The following is a 16,696-nucleotide window of genomic DNA, read 5'->3' as shown; positions in this document are numbered from 1 at the left end:
CACAGCATCTCCCGGAGAGTCCCAATGCACCGAGGAGTGAAACGGATCGGCACGGCGAAGAAAATAATCCTATTCTGGGTGATCCAGGTTACGGTCAGATAGGACGATGGCAGACGGTTCAATTGGATGCACTGGAAAACAGTATTGATCAAATCATTGAGCAATATCTGAAAGATAAGTCGTGGTATGCGAGTGTACGATGCCGTGAAGCACTGTGGAATATGTACCGCAGGATTGAATGGTGGGTAGAACAGCAGCAGCCTCCAGATAAAACACAATATCAGCGAGTACTGCAAATGGTGAAGGACTGTATTCACAAGATTCTAGAAAACGCCCAGAAGCCTGGCGGTAGTCATCATGGTGTGTCATTGCCGATCTGTCCGGCACCCTACTACCATCATTTTAGTGGGAATTACTTCAATCATTTTGATGCAACCGTATATGAGATTCCACTCTTTTCGATGAAAAAGGATGTTCCGTTCTCAGATAAATTCCCTGATTTCTTCAGATATGTATCATCAACGGAGGATCAGGAATGGGTAGCTGTTCACTCCGTAGGCCGAAATGAACAATCTGGTTCAGAGATGATCTTGAAATTGGACCTAGGGCTTCTGGAGATTGGCAACTCATCCAAAATTACATTTAACTGGCGTGTGAAGCGTTATGGACAGATCAGGTTCAAGTACCTGGCTAGTGCCAAGCGCGGTAATGGCATGCTGTTCTACATTAATGGGCAGCAAGTTGGAGGCGAATGGAGCGAGAATAGCGGATGGCAAGAAGCTGCATTTACGTTGCAGCCAGGACAGATGTACAAGTTCGACTGGTTAATTCGCAAAATGAGACCTGAAGTATGGCAGAACAATGGCATATATATCAAGGATATTGAAGTCGTTGAGATTGTGGATACACGCAAGCCGCCTGCTCCTTTGGATATTGATCTGGATGGGGAGGGAAGTGATAGTGATTGGTATGTAAAGTCTTCAAAAAGCATTGCACAAGCCCATTTTCAAGCTCAGTTCATTACAGATGAAGATCGAAGTAAAACGATGAAAATGGATTTGGATAATGAATGTGACGGTACAGTTTCTTTTGCTTACTTCATGGGAGTAGATAAAGAATCATATCCAACTAAAGATTATGAATTGTTTTTTGATGACATTTTTGAATCCAGAACTCAGCATGGAGAAAGCAGGCATGGTAGCCATGCTCAATCTTTACACGGTGTAGAGTGGAATATCAATGAGGAATATTCAGAAACAACAGCTAATCAAGCCAAGATTGAATACGAAATTATAGCAGGTCCTGAGACGACAGTAGATTTAAGAGGTGTAGTTGAAGTTATATGTCCAACGTACGAGGTTGATCATTGGGAACCATCGCTTCATGGTCAAGGGATTGGGAGTTATCAGTGGCAGATGTTGGGCAGTCCGCGATGGGTAAGATCAGGGAATGTATTAAGACTGGATGAACCTATAGAAGGGGATATGATTGCTCAAACCGAAGTGAACTTGCAAGATGAGGGTTGGTTTTTGTTTAGTTATTCTCATCAATTACGAGCTACGGAATCGTTCGAGGTGACTGTAAATGGCATGCTTGAATACTATTCAACGATGCATAGCCAGGGGGAGCAGATACGAATTCCGCTAGAGGAAGGTTTTAATGTTATCCAATTCTATATTCGAGATTATTATACTGAGCAGCCTTTCATCGATAACATAGAAAAATTATTCACGTACGGGAACAATACTGGCAATACATATCGCAATGTAACTGATCTAGGTTCGTATGTTGATGTGACTCGTGGATGGGATGTAACAGATGCAGGAGCTAGAACAGAAAAATCTGGTGATACGATTAGATATAATGCAGAGTTAAATCCTGGAGCTAAGTTTAGCATTCAAGAGCATATGCGTATCTATCCAGCGATGGACTCGTCATATGATCCAGACAAGGGGGTAACAAGAGATTTTAACGTTTTTGAAGAATTGTTTAATGAGGAAGGCAAGTATCATGAAGCATTAAGATTCTCTGGAAACTGGGTGTGGAAAAAAATTGTAAACGGTGATGGGGTTATGTGGGCACAGGGGCATGATCAGGATTTTATATGTGATTTTGAAGCTCATTTAGATAATTCTGGTTACATCTGTTGGCAATACGGAGGGCAATTTGATCCGGGAGAAAAATTGGAACTACAAATTGATGGTATCTCTGTATGGACAGGGAGTCAGTCGAATGACAGAGAAGGGACCAATTGTATGTATCCTCTACCTTCGGGGAATCATCAATTCCGATGGAGATACCGTGACGGTAAAAAATATACGCCAGGTAACGGAGATGGGGGTTCGGAAGATTCCACTGGACTAAGTACGGGAACTGATCAGCAAGGCGATACAACGAAAGATCCATATGGAGTGAAGTGTTATACAGGAGATTCAAAAACGAATAACATCCAGTACGCGCAAAAATCATATGGAGGGCATTCGCCACGTGCTGCTAAGTTTGATGCAATCAATAGAGGTGAAGTTTACTCATCCTCTGGTCAAGCGTACGCATTGGGTGTTACTAAGCAAAATTCGACAATTGTTCGTACGTTTACTGCCCCTAAGATTGGAAGTTTCAATTACGCTGAATTGTTGACAGTCTATCCAGTAACAAAGAGAAGAGTATTTGTAAAGAGAGCGCTAAATAATAAAAGTGCTAAATATGATCGTGCTGAGACTATTAACAAAACAAATGGTACAGTGGATTATTACTCATTGGATGTTTCCGGTAACAACCCTCAAAGCCCTGAATATAGTCTATTTGGTTCAGATACCAAGAAGATAACTTTTGAATTCTATTGTGTTGAATCATTTGATATTAATTTCAAATATATGTGTTACCTGTTGCAAGACTCAATTCAAGCCGGGCGACTTAGGGTTGCTTATTATCCTAAAGACAAAGCAAGTCAAGCGGTAACGATTCTTGATTGTAACGATAATTATGGAGATAAAAGAGGTTATAATAGCAAAAGTATTGATGGAACAAAGTGGAAAAATGCAGAAAAATTTTCTGTTCCGATTACAGTAGACAAACCTGGAATATATACTTTAATTATAGGTCTTACTGATACTTATAACGGGCGTGAAAGAGGAAAAGAGGGAAATTACTATTATGCAGCCATCAAAGACCTTGTAGTTCGTACTGATGATCCTGATGGTGTGAATCAAAATAAACTGCTAAATCCAGTCTTAGTGGATCGAACAACTTATGTGAATGTGCAGTGGTTTGATTTAACAGACGAAAAAAACAAATTTAATCCGATTCAAATATCCGTTGAAAATGGTCAAAAAAACAGTGAATACATTAGCAGCCCTCCCTCATTAATACCCGGGCACAAGTATAAAGTGGTTTACACACTTATTAAAGATAAAACTTCAACCAACGCGACAGGTCTTGATGCAGGTGGATTTACATTAAGTGAAGGTAGTTTTTCCGAGAGATGGCCTAACTACTGTATTGATGCAAGTGGAAACATGTTCCCTGAAGGCAATTCCCCTCACCCAAGCGAGGAGCCATCGAATCCACCAGACACCACAACACCAGATGGTGGGAGTCATGCTTGGCTAGATGTTATTCGTCTATACAAAAATAACAGCAGAGCGTGTTCGGGGACGAAAATCGTTATTGAAACCTTCGAAGAAGGGCAATTTCTTCATTCCCGAGATGTGACGAATCAAGATGACACATTGGTTACAATTGAAGTGGAAAATACCTCAGATGAGAAGCGGAAGTATGAAGTTCAAGTTCGTTTTGTACAAGATTGTCCTGGAGATGGTGCCATGATCTGGGGAGGTAAACTTAATATTGATGACATTATTAAAGTTGATCCATCCTGGGCAGAAGTGACCCACTTCGAAGTGTGGGATAACAAACCAATCTGGATGGGCGGCTGCGATAACAGTAATATGCAAGTGAAAATCACTAGAGAAGATGGAAAGGTCATTTTAGATGAGAAGTATTACGGCGATGGTTTCCGTGGCTTCGAACTGAATGAACTGGCTCCCAAGCCTTATAGCAAGTATAAAGTGGAGATTACAACAGATCAGAAGGGACAGATCAGTGACTGGACAGGAAAACGATATCTGACCACCTTCCGTGTGCATGACTTCAAAGCCTACGAACGATGGGTGTGGGTACCAGAACCGTTTGATTGTCAGCTGGATTTCTTCATTGATGATGAACTAATCAAAACATTCACCCAGGAGGGTGGATACTATACATTTTCACATCCAGTGCCCAAGGGAAAACATGAATTCAAATGGGTGTTCACCTCGCTTCAGGAAGTGGGTACGCGTAGTTACGAATACGCTAATCTGGACTGGATGGAACTGACCAACTGGATCTGTGATGATGTCTATGTCATTCCTTACTGCGAAGGTGGTGGGGGAGACAAGTGTGTTGAAGCGCTTATTAAATGTATGCTGGAAGTTTGGAAAGCAAGGCCTAAGATGTGTGTAATTGGTAAGCGGATCTGGCTGTTTACGTAAAGAAAGGAGGAGCTGTATGGGAATTGTGAAACGTCAGGAAAAAGGGCTAATCTATTTTGATGAATTCAATAAATCCGAACTTGATTCAGGGTGGGAAGTATTGACTGACGATCCTGGAAGGTACAATGCTGATCATGGAGTACTGGAACTAAGGCATGGAGAGTCTCCAATATATATGTTTTTCACGGAGTTGACCGCAATTGAAGAGTTCGTGTTGGATGTCAAGAATGAGTATAATCCAACTGTTGAGGGAGACTCCGGGGGACTTATTGTATATGCGGACGATGAGAATGTGGTGAAACTTGAAGAGTATTTTGATGCGGAGAAAGGGCTAGCGAGAAGCTATCCGTGGATCCGTCTGGTACGAAGTTTTAATGTATATTCCGCATATTGGTCAGAGGACGGGAAGATATGGCGGTTCATTGGTAATCAGGAAGTCATCTCCTCTGTACCTAAGATCGGGCTTTTCTTAGAATCAGGAACAAAAGGTGAACCACTACTCATTAATCATATACGAATTCAAAGAAGTGGCAGGGTAAAGGTAGATAATCTGAAACAAGGTTATCAGGTTGAACTCCGGGATCAGGCAGGAAAAATTCTTGAAACTAAGATATGTAAATATGAGAATACATCGATCATGTTTGACCTTCAACGCTATGAATATCCGCTTACGGGAAGCTTTGCTGTGACTTTGCCTGACCACAATAGATTTGAAGCGTCGGACATATTCAGTATATACGGTGGCGATACATATTACTTTGAACCTAGAGTGGATCTTTACTATCGTGAGTATAGCGAAAATGGTGAATTCCTTGACATACGGTTACAAGACAACCAGGAACGTTTCCTCGGTTATATGTCCTCTGGTCAATCCGAAACGGAGAATGTATTGTTTATTGCCAAAAATTCATTGAACCAAGGTGTTTTTCAAAATGTTAACTTTGAGCTTGCCTCTTATCGGGGAGATCAGTATCAAAATGTAGTTCGGTTAGCGCCCGACGTTGAGGGCGAACCAGGAGCCTGGAGTATGCAAGTGAACGCAGCCGAGATAACTCCAGAAAGCCCTTATCAATTCTGGGTAAGAGTAGAGAGGCTGGATACCAGCACCAATTATGAAGCCCAGGTCACCTTCGGGATCAAAGTTTCTTCAACGTATATATAGCTCTAAACTTTAAGTGCTCGACTACGTATAGATTCAATAAGGGTTGAGTTGGAGGTGAGAATATGTCTGTCCGCTTTAGCGGGACAAGTTCAGGGACGAACAATGGCAAGTTGCTTGACCACAATAGTTTGCTAAACAAAGGGACCCGATCCCACCAAGAAATTGATGAGCATCTTTCAGAAATGGAGGAAGCCAGAAGCAGCTATGTCAGTCTCCCTGAGCGGTTGGATCAGATGGAACTTGTAGGCAAACAGAATGAAACAGGGATAGCCGGTCATGAATTGCGTATTGCTGATCTGGAACCTCGGGTATTGAATCAGGGAATATTATTGGAAGACCAGAAATCCAAGTTGGGTGAAGTTGAGAAAAACGTAACGGATCTCAGCACGGATGTTCATGAACAAAATGAACGGTTGGAGAGTTTGGAAAATGAATTAGGAGATACTCGGGGGAATCGTGAATCACTTGCAGATGTTATATCTGATATAGAGGATTCCATTGATGAACTAAAAACGATCCCTTTGTCTGATTTAGCAATAAGCGCTGCGGCTATGGATTCTAATGGTCTGCTTAAGGTTCAGATCAACGGTGGTTATGCAAGCATTAACAGTACACTTGTTCAAAAAGAGGAGTCTTTCTATTCATTCATAGCTGAGCAAGATACTCGTTACTATATATTTCTAAAGAATGATGGAACCTTCGTACATCAGGTGATTCCTGATGAACCCGATAACGGTATGATTTTGGGATCTGTAACGACTGGTGCGACCTTCGATGCGGTATATCTTAAAGACCAACGATATTATCTAACCAAAACGGTGTCTACAGGAGATTTTCAAGATCTTCAGGAAAGAATCACAGATGCTCAATCTCAGATCAATGAGTTGGACGAAGAAGTGTTCAGGTGGATTGATCATACCGAAGACTTGTCCAAACAAGTTGAAGGTTTTGGTGAGACTAAGGCTGAAGTTTCAGATGCTAGAACAGACAAAGATGGCTTTGAATTTGATAAACTGCCGGATCGTTTAAACCATATGCAATCCAAGCTGGAGCTTGCTGCATCCAGGGGGACGATGGAAAATCAATCGATTTTTCGTATTGAGTACCCACCTGATATAAGGCTTTCAGAACAAAAGAGCTTTTATTGTCCAAAGTATAGTATTGGTTCTGACAGTGTAGAGGTACTTCTGGATGGCATTAGGGTAACTCCTGGGGATGATTATATCGAATATACGGATACGGAAATTCGTTTTCTCTATGATATTCCGATAGATTCACGTGTCACACTGCTTAGCCGAGGGTCGATCATCAATACGTCTTCAACATCAGAGTATGAGTATGACTCCAAAGGCAGAATGAAGCGTGAGATTATCACCGGAGGCATTAACCGCATTATCGATTATGAGTACGATCTTGAGGGGCATCTTATAGCAGAACTCATTACGGAGAGTGACGGGCAAGTTAAGACGATCACCTACGAACGGGAAGAAGGAAGAATTAGGCGCAAGTTGAACAATGGGGCAATGTACTTTTACTTACAAGGCAGTTCGGCCTATGATGATCGCCCTATCAAGCAACGTGTGTCTGTGCTTGAAGATATGGAAGAACAGGACGTTTATTTTGAGTATGACGCTCTAAGCGGCCTGATTATTAAAGAGATTACATATAACAACGACATAAAACCATTAGTTATAAAGATTATTGAATACAATTATAACTCTGATGGTAGTGTGGATACCGAGATGGTCGACTTTAATGGTTCGAAAATAGTAAAAAAATATAAGTACGATTCGGATGGAAATATCCTTGGCGTCCAAAAAAGAAAGGTAGGCTGATAGAGTGGAATCACATTTCTCAATGACCAAAATAAAGACCGGGTTTCGTCCTTTGTTCGACAAAATGGTAGGTACAAACCTAACGCCAATTACAGAGGAAGAGGTAGGACTTCTGGTGTTTATGCTGCGGAGCGATATTATCTTCGATGGTACGGGACAACAGTACCTTCCGATGCTGGAAGCTTTGGAACAGGTGGTTCCTCTTGAGTTAACGGACGAAATTAACCAGGAGCTAGTGGATCGAGATACACAACGTCAAGAGCAAGATAGACAGATGCAGCTCCGCACCGTGTTTCTCACAGCAATGAAAGATTCGATGCTTCAGCAAATGAAAGTTCGATATGGCATTTAAGGAGGTGAGCGAATGACAGCAACAGTGGTACAAGGGTTTAGACGGTACGAGTTCACGAGCACCGTGACCAGTTTTTTGAGTACATTGGCAAAGGAGATGAATACTTATCCATATGAGGATGTCAACTGGAAGGTAACTTATTATCCTAAAGATCCGTATTCTCAGCCTACGTCTTATACAAATAATCAGCTATATGGAGGTACTTTAGGTTCATTAACATTGGAAAACTTGAATGATACTTCGTTATTATTTTCACTCTGTCTAAATCTTTCTGTTAATCGAGCTTCCAGTACTAGCGCCTGGATAACCTATGGATATCAACTAAGATGCGGAATGAATCGATTCTCTGAGGATTCTGGCCCATATCCAGACATATCGTTGGATTTGGGTGAGGAGGCTAATGTTCCTTTTCATAGTACATCCGGGAATATAACTATGAATGTTACTTACAAGTGGACTGTATTTCCTTTAAAAGAAACAATCTTTATTTTCGGTGAAGCTCTAAATAATATTGGCTATGCATATCCTTTTAGACTTTACTTAGGGAAGTTGTCTTCCTACGAGAAGGAAGATCCTGCTGTTGAAGGAGGATTTGTGGGTATCTTTTCCCACGCGCCTATTGAAAGTAACAGTGAATGGGCTAATAACAATTTATACAGTGTTGGTAGAGGTGTGGTCAGAACCTCTCGAAACAACAAAAAGTATGAACTGTATAATTTCTGCACAAGTGCTCAAGCGACCTCACCTGGTTTAGGAAATCGATATTTTATTTCCCCCTGGTATGTATTTCAGCCCAAAGAAGGGGTTCGAGGAGAGTTTCAACAGATGAAATCTGTCGTGTTTAAAGACTCCAATCAACATCCAGATGGAACTATGATTGATGTTGATGGTAAGAGATATCATATTTTTCACGTTACCGATCAACAACAACCGATACATTATAAATATTGGATCGATATCGTAGGTAAGAGTAGATTCATACAACCATACTTCTTTGATAGCAACATGCTTCTTGGAGAGGGCCAGCGAGCAATTTTATTCGAATTACCAACGGAGGTGTCCAAATAATGGCAGTACCAAAACGATACTCTTGGGTGAGCACGATAACTGAGTTTTCTACTAACGCCGAAATACAGATGGCAGGGGACTCGTGGTGGGATGTTAAAAAATATGCTGCATCTGCCGTAACTGGTGGAGGGAACTGGGGAAATACTGTATTCACTAACCAAAGTGATAAGAGTTTATGTTTTACAATGGCATTTCAAAACAGTACTACTCCTTCGATCCGGTGGGGGTTAATGAATAATGAAACACCTAGGGTAGATGTGTACTTGGATTCTCCTGATAAACAAATGACAGATACACCTTTTTCTTGTGACACAGGTACCTACAATATAACCTACAAATGGACTTTATTCACTACAAATAAGGGTGTTTTTATTCACGGTGAGTATCAAAATTATATTAATTATGCCTACCCAGTGAGGATATACATGGGAAGGATGAATCCACTAGAACCAGAAGATCCTGCTATTTCAAACGATTTTGTAGGCATTTTTACGCATATGCCTTCCAATGTTAGTAACAATAGCAATTCTACATATGGTGATTACAATGTTGGACGGGGAGTGGTTAGAAAATCTCGAAACGGTACGAAGTATGAATATTATAACTTTACTACTGATGCTCAACTTACTTCACCAGGTGTAGGGGGCAGGTACTATGTCAACCCCTTTATGGTATTTAATCCATCAGAAGGAGTACGTGGGCAGTTTGCAGATATATATACGGCTTGTTTAAAGGATGCTTCACAACATCCGGATGGGTCCATTCTTGATCTGGGAGACAACAAATACTACGTGTTTCATGTTGTAGACCAACAAATGCCATACAACGGTAACTACACTCGCTGGTATACATCTAGTAATAACGTTCGGTACTGCGTCCCCTGTTTCTTCGGCAGCAACAATGTCATGGGTGGACAACGGGTCATACTATTTAAAATATAAGGAGGTTTCCTAATTCATGTCATTCTTCAGTGGTAAAGTCAAAATGAATCTGTTGTTTCAAGCATTAATTAATGGCTTCAAGGGAATTGCATCCTCGCCTTGGTCGATCTATTTTGAAACATCGGATATCCTCGTCATTAAATCAGTGGGCTCAACAGGAAAAGATAAGTTATTTATTAAGTTTGAGAAAGGAAATACCAAGGAATTAAACGGCAACTACATCACGGTAACTTCAGCAGAAGATATATTACTTGCTGACGGTAGTATTCCGGAAGGGAAAATGTTTACTACACGGAATTTCTACTGCCATACATCTGTTGTTGATTCCAACCTCTTAACAGACTACCAAGTATCGGTTACAGCAGATCGTGTCATCATGTGGTTGGCGGGTGACGTGAACTCGGTAACAGGGATTTCCAATCTGGGATATTTCGGTCTGATGTACCGCTATTCTCAAGAAAATCACTCGGGTGCTCAAGGGATCGGAGTGAGTTACCAGGGATTCAATGGTATACGTACAGTCAAGGATCTGGATAACATTCAGACCAATAACGTGTACAAATCATACTCCGCGATGGTACCGACCAACCCGGGTTGGGGCGCACTCTATCATCTCTCACCGTGTATTATGGCCAATAATGCAGAAGGACCGCGAGGCGAATTGCATGATATTTACTTTGCACCCGCAGCAGGGGTAAGCCACGGAGATGAGATTACAGTGGCCAACAAGACGTACAAGGTATATTCTCTGACCACAGGAGGTTCAAGCTTCCTACCGGGTAACACCGTAGCTGTATTGATGCAGTAGAGGAGGGAGAATATGGCTGTAGCAGGTACAGAGCAATCCATTTACACGCCTTCACAAGCAGTGATAAAGCGTAATTCAGGAGTTCTTTATACATATCTAAGTAGTACTTATTACTCTAATAGAACAAAGGCGAGCTCTAGCTATGACCCTGAGAGGGCAGGCCAGCAACATAATTCAGGAGTACTTTACACATATGCTCAGGGTCCATATCGTTCTAGGGCGACGCAATCTTTGTCCCTGTATACGAGTAAAAGCTCTGGTAAAACGGGGCAACTGAAGCTCGAGGGAGTCCAGTATGAGTACACGGTTGGAAAGCTTCATCATCTCACTTCAGAGAACCCATCGGAGCAAAATATTTATTCCATTTGGGGGTATGATCAGGAGGAGCTCCCTCAGTATTATACAGGCCGTTTTATGTTGACTGACACCCATGGTGTAATAATAAGCCATACCAAAGAGATAAGTATATACGATAGCGTGGGTTATCTTCCAGTGCATAACACGCCAGAAGCTCGATTCATAGGTAATCTTGGTATGGCAGGTTATCAGGGGTCTTTAACGAAGCAGGCAAATGGTCGCTGGGTACATGTTACCAAGATTGTTTTGCCTTCAAAGGACTCATTCAAGGGAGCTATTCGATCAATTTTTGTAGGTCAGAAAACCCCTGCCTCATCAGAGAGTGCAAATATTCAATATATTGTAAAGCACATTGACAAAGACAAAATGAATGAGTTTCAAGGCTATCTTTCTGGTCAAGGAGGTAACATAGATCCAACTGTACCAACCACGATATTGCCACGAAGGTATCCTTCTACTTATATTCCAGTTCGGAGGAGGTCTGGGCAATGAACAAAACATGGCGAATTATGCAGGAGCTGAAAGATGTGTACAAGCAGGTAGAATTGTCTCATGTAGTTGAAGCACTAAACGGTGGTGGAGAAACATTAATCGTTTCGCTCCCCATGGAAAATCCGCGTTTTCTGATTAAGACGGTACGTATTATCCCAACCGAAGAAACGAATGTGGAGCTTCACATACTTGATAGTGCAGACAAAATGAAAGCCAAAATTCTATACTTTAATACAGCAGAATTCAGTACAGGCAACTTCATAGACGGGATATACGACAATGTGGATTTACCTTATGACGATAAGGATGGTACATCCCATTTCCATTTTGAAATCATTAATCCAGGTTCCGTGCCTTCAGATTTTACCATTGAAGTAACGGGTTTGACGGTCAGATAGGAGACAACGATCATGGATATCATTACTTATGGTAAAGTGGTCAAGCTTTCAAACGAGATTAAGAAAGCTAGGGAAGATAGCGGGACTCTAGATGCTCGATTGGACAAGATTGCATTTGGTACGATTACAACAGTAAATGCAAAAACAGACCTTCCCCCACAGGGGATACCGGAAGCTATTTATGCCGTACTTGCGGATGAAAGTAATCAAAATGTGCCAACATTATATATGTATAGTGAAGAATATACACGTCTTACGGGATCTGATGTTAGCTATAAATCTAATGGGATCCTTACAATTAACGGATTGGAAGTCATGGTGTACGAGCATCCTGACACACACAGTGCCGATATGATCAGCGATGGAGAAACACATGTGAGCATGACTTGGGGTGAACGAAAACGCCTGAATGTCATTGATCCGTGGGAATCGATCAGTGATTTGGTAGATTATACAGATGTGGTTACATATTTTGCTTTTGACATGCAGGGAAGAGTTATTCGACAAGTCGTTACAGACAACTATACCGAGCAGCTGGTCAGAGAACCTGTACTGACCATGCCAGCTTCTCCAGAAGGTTATGCACAGGATGAATCTTTCATGGTCACTTCCATTGGTGAAATTTACCGATATGACGGTCTGGACTTCGTGCAGCTTCCTACTTTGGTTGATGTCATCTATCAGTATGATGATGAGGGAAGAATGGTGGCCAAGTTCATCACCAGGATGGGAACAACACCTGTTCAAACCAACTTCCAATATATATATGATTCATACGGCAATCGTATAGCGGTTAAGAAATACTAATACGGAAGGATAGCATGTGCTGTCCTTTTTTCTTTTAACAACGAAATAGTTTGTGTATCCCACATCTACATATGAAGATTAGCATTAACACTTAGTTGGATAAGACGTATAGAGAAAGTAGTATGAAAACGTAATTATTCCGGGAGGTAGTATACGATGAATATTGAACTTACTGCTCATTTCTATTTCAAGGGAAGTGGGAAGAAAAAGACGGTGAACTGGATAGAAGATAATCCTAGATTACAACAGAAAGAGAAAGATTCGGATAAGATCGTACGCGAAATCCCGTTAACTGCGGATGAGGTTAAGCAAGAATATCGCCGACTATTCACCAAACACAAGAACGAGGGAAAATCGATTACGTTGGAAGATACAGACGATGTGGTTCACATCATTGATCTTATCGATGTGCGAAATATTGAATTGACCTCTAAGGAGGGGAATACAGATGCTGTACAGGCTGACCTTTGCACTGAATGATGAGGAAATTGTCACTACCGAGATGACCTCCGATAAAGAGGATCTGGTTGGAGCAACGGAAGAAGCGTTCGATTTGATCGAAAGAGACTATGGTGCCAATGTCGTTTTGAACCTGGTTGCGTTTAGCCTGCTCAAAATAGAGCTCACCAATGAAATGATAAATTAAGCGTATAAGCTAACTAATGTTAGCTTTTCAGCACTAACTGCTAATTTTTTGAATAATTATAAAATATAGTTAATAAAGTGATATACCCCAAGCCTAGTTCTGGGGTCTATTCCTTTTTCATGAAAAGTTGATAGTGACTTGATTTAATGCATCCATTGAAACTTGTCTTGTACAAGCAGTTTTGATTAAACTAGGTTGAATTCATATGTTCAGGGGCAGTAGAAGGGGTCAGGATGATTGGCAAGGAGGGATGGGACATTGAGATAAAAGACTTGGAGAGAGAGCTCGCAAAGTTGGCATCCAGAATAAGAAAAGATTTTACTGAACGCGGGCCGGTAGATACCAGAGTCTCTATCATGAATCATTTTATCATCTTAAAGTTTACAGCAAAATTCACCAAGCCTGAAGCGTTCATGCTGGAACATATGCAATCACACTCAAGTCAAATTTTCGCCGAATACAAGATGAAGCTAGCACATATGATGAGAGAAGATTTCAACCCCGTTTTCTCCTATATCAACATGGGTCTGAAGATCGAAGACATCGAAACAACATTTTTTGGCCATGATTTTGCAGAGCAGATTACAGTCTTCAAGATGAACAAGGATGTTGAAGTGCTGCTGAAAAATGATGAGATTAAGATGACTTAAGACCTATGAACTAACGTTTGAATACTGGACAGGTTCTTAGGAACTAATTTTTGTTGTTGACAATATCCTACATATTTCCTTATACTACCCTTATGGCGATCGAATAGATTAATAATCTTGACGAAGCCTATAACCTTGTTAAAGAACTTGAAGGCCATATCTTCGGTAATTGGGACGAAATAGATGTCAGACCAAGACCGACACATTCCACCATTTTGGTATTTTCCAGTGGTGCGCTCTGTGTTGGTCTTTTTGTTTGTAAAAAATGCTGCTTTACCTTTCACCGTATACTTCGTATAGAGTCAGTAAAAGGCATATAAGCGAACAAAATAAATAAATGTTGCGAACATTAGTTCGTATTTGTTATTCTGAATGTAATAGGATGGGAATAGGGAGGCGGATCAAAGGGAGATTTCTTGATCGTTTGTATGTAATTAGGCTTATTAGCTTCAATTCTGTGTAAATAAGACTACATAAGGTATATGAGATTTCGGGAGCAATAGCGGGCATATAGAGTAAGATCATGCTGGATAGCGACTAGATTGTGAAGAAAGAATACGAACTACTAATAATTAAATAGTTAATGGGGGAAATGTATAATGTCTGCTACAACTGCTATGGGTTTTGATGATTTATTTGAGATTGGGGATATAGACATGTTCCTGAATAAAGCTCAGGAGAAGTGTCGTCACAAGCTTATAGGTAAAACGTTTGCCGGGATGGAGAAAGAAGATGTGACCCAGGAGATTATGATCAAATTAGTTAACTCCCTGGACAAGTATGATGCAGAAAAAGCCAAAATGTCGACGTTTGTTGATCATCTTATCGAAAATAAAATCAAGGACATGTACCGCAAGTGCATGTCTGAGAAAAATCTCAGTGTGGTTAACGCTGTACAGATCATGTGTACGGATCAGGGTGGTGGCGATGAATCGGAAGGCTCAGATATCGCATTAGCGCTTGGTCATGCTGGGTTTGCTTATGAGAATTTTGAGTTTGTAACAGATATTATGGAAAATATGAGGCTGAACGAACGTGAGAAACAAATCTTTAAGCTTCGGACTTCGGGGTATGAATTTGTAGAGATTGCAGGAATGCTAGGTGTATCCAAGGCACGTATATCCCAGTTATGGAGAGCGATTCGTGAGAAATACGAAGCATTGTAGTCATAAGTGGCAATTAATAGCCTAAGTTTGATGAAGATAGATCAGTAACCTACATAGAACAGAGAGAGCACCCTTAACTGGGTGCTTTTTTATGTCGTATAGAGTGATTAGTACAGAAAGAAAGGCGGAACAAGATGCTTAGTGTGGTGGTTTTAGGATTTTCTGTGGAACGTCTAGAGGGGTATTCGGATATCGCTTGGGCAAGTCATGATTCTTCGACAGCTTCTGATTTAAGCAACAGGGAGTATGCCTTGATCATTGAGAAAGTAGTGGTACAGGCTGATGCCGTCTTGGTTAATCTGGATATGGATCATTTGACCTCTACTGATATTGTGATCATGCATCATGCTTATATACATAAAAAGCCGATCTTGGTTGTGGGTTTCAGGCCATTGGAGCCTGTCATCGAAGACTTTGTCTCCAAACGAGTGGCTGATCTGGACGTGGCTGTACACCATATGCGGACGAACTATATGGTCCTAAGCAGCGGAACCAATACTTCATCTGCGGCTCCAATTTAACTGCTGCTCCGATAACACGTATAGAGAATGTAAGGGCAAGAATATTCGCGAGACTTTAACTAATGGAGGAATAATTCAATGACACATGTGATCAAAGCAAAAGAAGATAAATTAACGGAAGAAATCGTAGCCAGTATGATTGGAAAGTATATCCACGCGCCGACCAATATGCATGAAATCCAGACGCCAACCGGCGCAACAACGAAAGCCAACGTATGGTTTGCTGGTAGTGTAGCTGGTTACGAAAAAGCCGTTATTGGATTCAACTACGAAGAGGGTACCTTCCATGAAGAACTACAAACATTTTATAACGTTCATTTAACGGATGGTATGGGGTACATTCTGACAAGTGCTTATGAATTGGAGATTCATGAACTGACCGAAGAGGAGTTTAATCGACTCATTGAAGAGAAAAAGGAAGAGGAACAAGACTCATCTGGTGAAGAGCAATGAAGGTGTTAAACTACGCCTCGGATTTAGCTGTAAAAACGTTTGTGTCCGCTAGCTCTGCAGGTGTGGAAGAATTAATCAACGTATGGATGTTATCCAAGCCACACACTTTCGTTACCGGACTGGAGTTTACCTCCACCGTTGAACCATCCAGTAACACGTTGGAATTTGCAGCAATCATTGTATATCAGCCAAGTGAACAAGACCAATCCTAACTTATGTACGAGATTATTCCTTCTATAATATAGAGGCTTTCAGTAAGGAGGTGGGCGAATCTGTTGCTCACTTTAGAAAGAGTAATAGGTATTGTTATTGCTGTTGTAATATTAGCTTCGCAATACGGGAGTCTATCAGCATTAGGAAATTACAAACCGATCGGCGAAGAAGCGCTTGACTCCAAGAGATAAAAGGAAATAACACAAGAAGAGCTGATAAAGCAAGTAAGGCCAACGAAGCAAGAAAAGCAACAAAAACAACAAAAAAAACAGAAACAAGTTAAATCGGTTGCTCCTGC

Annotated in this window: 17 protein-coding genes; all 17 read left to right on the top strand. The window is 41.1% G+C overall.

Annotated features, from left to right (window positions below):
* The first annotated feature begins 221 nt into the window (after nt 1-221).
* Nucleotides 222-4,529 (top strand): hypothetical protein, encoded by a 4,308-nt coding sequence (locus J2X75_RS24370; protein WP_310341033.1) that lies wholly within the window; start codon nt 222-224, stop codon nt 4,527-4,529.
* Nucleotides 4,530-4,545: 16 nt separating this feature from the next.
* Nucleotides 4,546-5,691, top strand: a complete 1,146-nt coding sequence (locus tag J2X75_RS24365) for a DUF1349 domain-containing protein (protein WP_310341031.1) — start codon at nt 4,546-4,548, stop codon at nt 5,689-5,691.
* Nucleotides 5,692-5,753: 62 nt separating this feature from the next.
* Nucleotides 5,754-7,526: a hypothetical protein gene (locus J2X75_RS24360; RefSeq protein WP_310341028.1), complete on the top strand. Its 1,773-nt coding sequence runs from the start codon at nt 5,754-5,756 to the stop codon at nt 7,524-7,526.
* A gap of 22 nt (nt 7,527-7,548) precedes the next feature.
* Complete coding sequence (locus J2X75_RS24355) at nt 7,549-7,878, top strand: hypothetical protein (protein ID WP_310341025.1); 330 nt, start codon at nt 7,549-7,551, stop codon at nt 7,876-7,878.
* Nucleotides 7,879-7,890: 12 nt separating this feature from the next.
* Entirely contained in the window at nt 7,891-8,946 is a 1,056-nt protein-coding gene (locus tag J2X75_RS24350) for a hypothetical protein (protein ID WP_310341021.1), read from the top strand.
* Complete coding sequence (locus tag J2X75_RS24345; RefSeq protein ID WP_310341018.1) at nt 8,946-9,887, top strand: hypothetical protein; 942 nt, start codon at nt 8,946-8,948, stop codon at nt 9,885-9,887. The genes J2X75_RS24350 and J2X75_RS24345 overlap by 1 nt, the downstream gene beginning before the upstream one ends.
* Before the next feature lie 16 nt (nt 9,888-9,903).
* Nucleotides 9,904-10,695 carry a hypothetical protein gene (locus J2X75_RS24340; RefSeq protein WP_310341014.1) on the top strand — a complete coding sequence of 264 codons (792 nt, stop codon included), beginning with the start codon at nt 9,904-9,906 and terminating at the stop codon, nt 10,693-10,695.
* Nucleotides 10,696-10,707: 12 nt separating this feature from the next.
* Entirely contained in the window at nt 10,708-11,544 is an 837-nt protein-coding gene (locus J2X75_RS24335) for a hypothetical protein (RefSeq protein WP_310341009.1), read from the top strand.
* Entirely contained in the window at nt 11,541-11,942 is a 402-nt protein-coding gene (locus tag J2X75_RS24330) for a hypothetical protein (RefSeq protein WP_310341006.1), read from the top strand. Before J2X75_RS24335 ends, J2X75_RS24330 begins: the two co-directional genes overlap by 4 nt.
* A 12-nt stretch (nt 11,943-11,954) precedes the next feature.
* Entirely contained in the window at nt 11,955-12,749 is a 795-nt protein-coding gene (locus tag J2X75_RS24325; RefSeq protein ID WP_310341003.1) for a hypothetical protein, read from the top strand.
* A gap of 156 nt (nt 12,750-12,905) precedes the next feature.
* Complete coding sequence (locus J2X75_RS24320; RefSeq protein ID WP_310341001.1) at nt 12,906-13,229, top strand: hypothetical protein; 324 nt, start codon at nt 12,906-12,908, stop codon at nt 13,227-13,229.
* Nucleotides 13,198-13,395 carry a hypothetical protein gene (locus tag J2X75_RS24315; protein WP_076251186.1) on the top strand — a complete coding sequence of 66 codons (198 nt, stop codon included), beginning with the start codon at nt 13,198-13,200 and terminating at the stop codon, nt 13,393-13,395. The genes J2X75_RS24320 and J2X75_RS24315 overlap by 32 nt, the downstream gene beginning before the upstream one ends.
* Nucleotides 13,396-13,628: 233 nt before the next feature.
* Entirely contained in the window at nt 13,629-14,045 is a 417-nt protein-coding gene (locus tag J2X75_RS24310) for a Na-translocating system protein MpsC family protein (protein WP_310340995.1), read from the top strand.
* Between the two features lie 599 nt (nt 14,046-14,644).
* On the top strand, nt 14,645-15,211 hold the full coding sequence (locus J2X75_RS24305) for a sigma-70 family RNA polymerase sigma factor (RefSeq protein WP_310340993.1): 567 nt from the start codon (nt 14,645-14,647) through the stop codon (nt 15,209-15,211).
* Between the two features lie 134 nt (nt 15,212-15,345).
* The gene (locus tag J2X75_RS24300; protein ID WP_105599443.1) at nt 15,346-15,732 is read left to right on the top strand and encodes a hypothetical protein; all 387 of its coding nucleotides are present in this window, start codon (nt 15,346-15,348) and stop codon (nt 15,730-15,732) included.
* 78 nt (nt 15,733-15,810) lie between these two features.
* Nucleotides 15,811-16,185, top strand: a complete 375-nt coding sequence (locus J2X75_RS24295; RefSeq protein WP_310340990.1) for a hypothetical protein — start codon at nt 15,811-15,813, stop codon at nt 16,183-16,185.
* A complete protein-coding gene (locus tag J2X75_RS24290; RefSeq protein ID WP_310340987.1) occupies nt 16,182-16,397 on the top strand; it encodes a hypothetical protein in 216 nt (71 codons plus the stop codon). Before J2X75_RS24295 ends, J2X75_RS24290 begins: the two co-directional genes overlap by 4 nt.
* Nucleotides 16,398-16,696 lie beyond the last annotated feature (299 nt).

This window comes from Paenibacillus sp. 2003 (assembly GCF_031455635.1).
In the GTDB taxonomy this organism is placed as follows: domain Bacteria; phylum Bacillota; class Bacilli; order Paenibacillales; family Paenibacillaceae; genus Paenibacillus; species Paenibacillus amylolyticus_B.
Note: the sequence above shows the minus strand (reverse complement) of the source record. Positions and strands in the feature narration are given on the sequence as shown.

Bases quoted from the DNA above. Each gene is read 5' to 3' on its own strand.
- J2X75_RS24370 (WP_310341033.1), top strand. From the start codon at position 222: ATGTACCGCAGGATTGAATGGTGGGTAGAACAGCAGCAGCCTCCAGAT.
- J2X75_RS24365 (WP_310341031.1), top strand. From the start codon at position 4,546: ATGGGAATTGTGAAACGTCAGGAAAAAGGGCTAATCTATTTTGATGAA.
- J2X75_RS24360 (WP_310341028.1), top strand. From the start codon at position 5,754: ATGTCTGTCCGCTTTAGCGGGACAAGTTCAGGGACGAACAATGGCAAG.
- J2X75_RS24355 (WP_310341025.1), top strand. From the start codon at position 7,549: ATGACCAAAATAAAGACCGGGTTTCGTCCTTTGTTCGACAAAATGGTA.
- J2X75_RS24350 (WP_310341021.1), top strand. From the start codon at position 7,891: ATGACAGCAACAGTGGTACAAGGGTTTAGACGGTACGAGTTCACGAGC.
- J2X75_RS24345 (WP_310341018.1), top strand. From the start codon at position 8,946: ATGGCAGTACCAAAACGATACTCTTGGGTGAGCACGATAACTGAGTTT.
- J2X75_RS24340 (WP_310341014.1), top strand. From the start codon at position 9,904: ATGTCATTCTTCAGTGGTAAAGTCAAAATGAATCTGTTGTTTCAAGCA.
- J2X75_RS24335 (WP_310341009.1), top strand. From the start codon at position 10,708: ATGGCTGTAGCAGGTACAGAGCAATCCATTTACACGCCTTCACAAGCA.
- J2X75_RS24330 (WP_310341006.1), top strand. From the start codon at position 11,541: ATGAACAAAACATGGCGAATTATGCAGGAGCTGAAAGATGTGTACAAG.
- J2X75_RS24325 (WP_310341003.1), top strand. From the start codon at position 11,955: ATGGATATCATTACTTATGGTAAAGTGGTCAAGCTTTCAAACGAGATT.
- J2X75_RS24320 (WP_310341001.1), top strand. From the start codon at position 12,906: ATGAATATTGAACTTACTGCTCATTTCTATTTCAAGGGAAGTGGGAAG.
- J2X75_RS24315 (WP_076251186.1), top strand. From the start codon at position 13,198: ATGCTGTACAGGCTGACCTTTGCACTGAATGATGAGGAAATTGTCACT.
- J2X75_RS24310 (WP_310340995.1), top strand. From the start codon at position 13,629: ATGATTGGCAAGGAGGGATGGGACATTGAGATAAAAGACTTGGAGAGA.
- J2X75_RS24305 (WP_310340993.1), top strand. From the start codon at position 14,645: ATGTCTGCTACAACTGCTATGGGTTTTGATGATTTATTTGAGATTGGG.
- J2X75_RS24300 (WP_105599443.1), top strand. From the start codon at position 15,346: ATGCTTAGTGTGGTGGTTTTAGGATTTTCTGTGGAACGTCTAGAGGGG.
- J2X75_RS24295 (WP_310340990.1), top strand. From the start codon at position 15,811: ATGACACATGTGATCAAAGCAAAAGAAGATAAATTAACGGAAGAAATC.
- J2X75_RS24290 (WP_310340987.1), top strand. From the start codon at position 16,182: ATGAAGGTGTTAAACTACGCCTCGGATTTAGCTGTAAAAACGTTTGTG.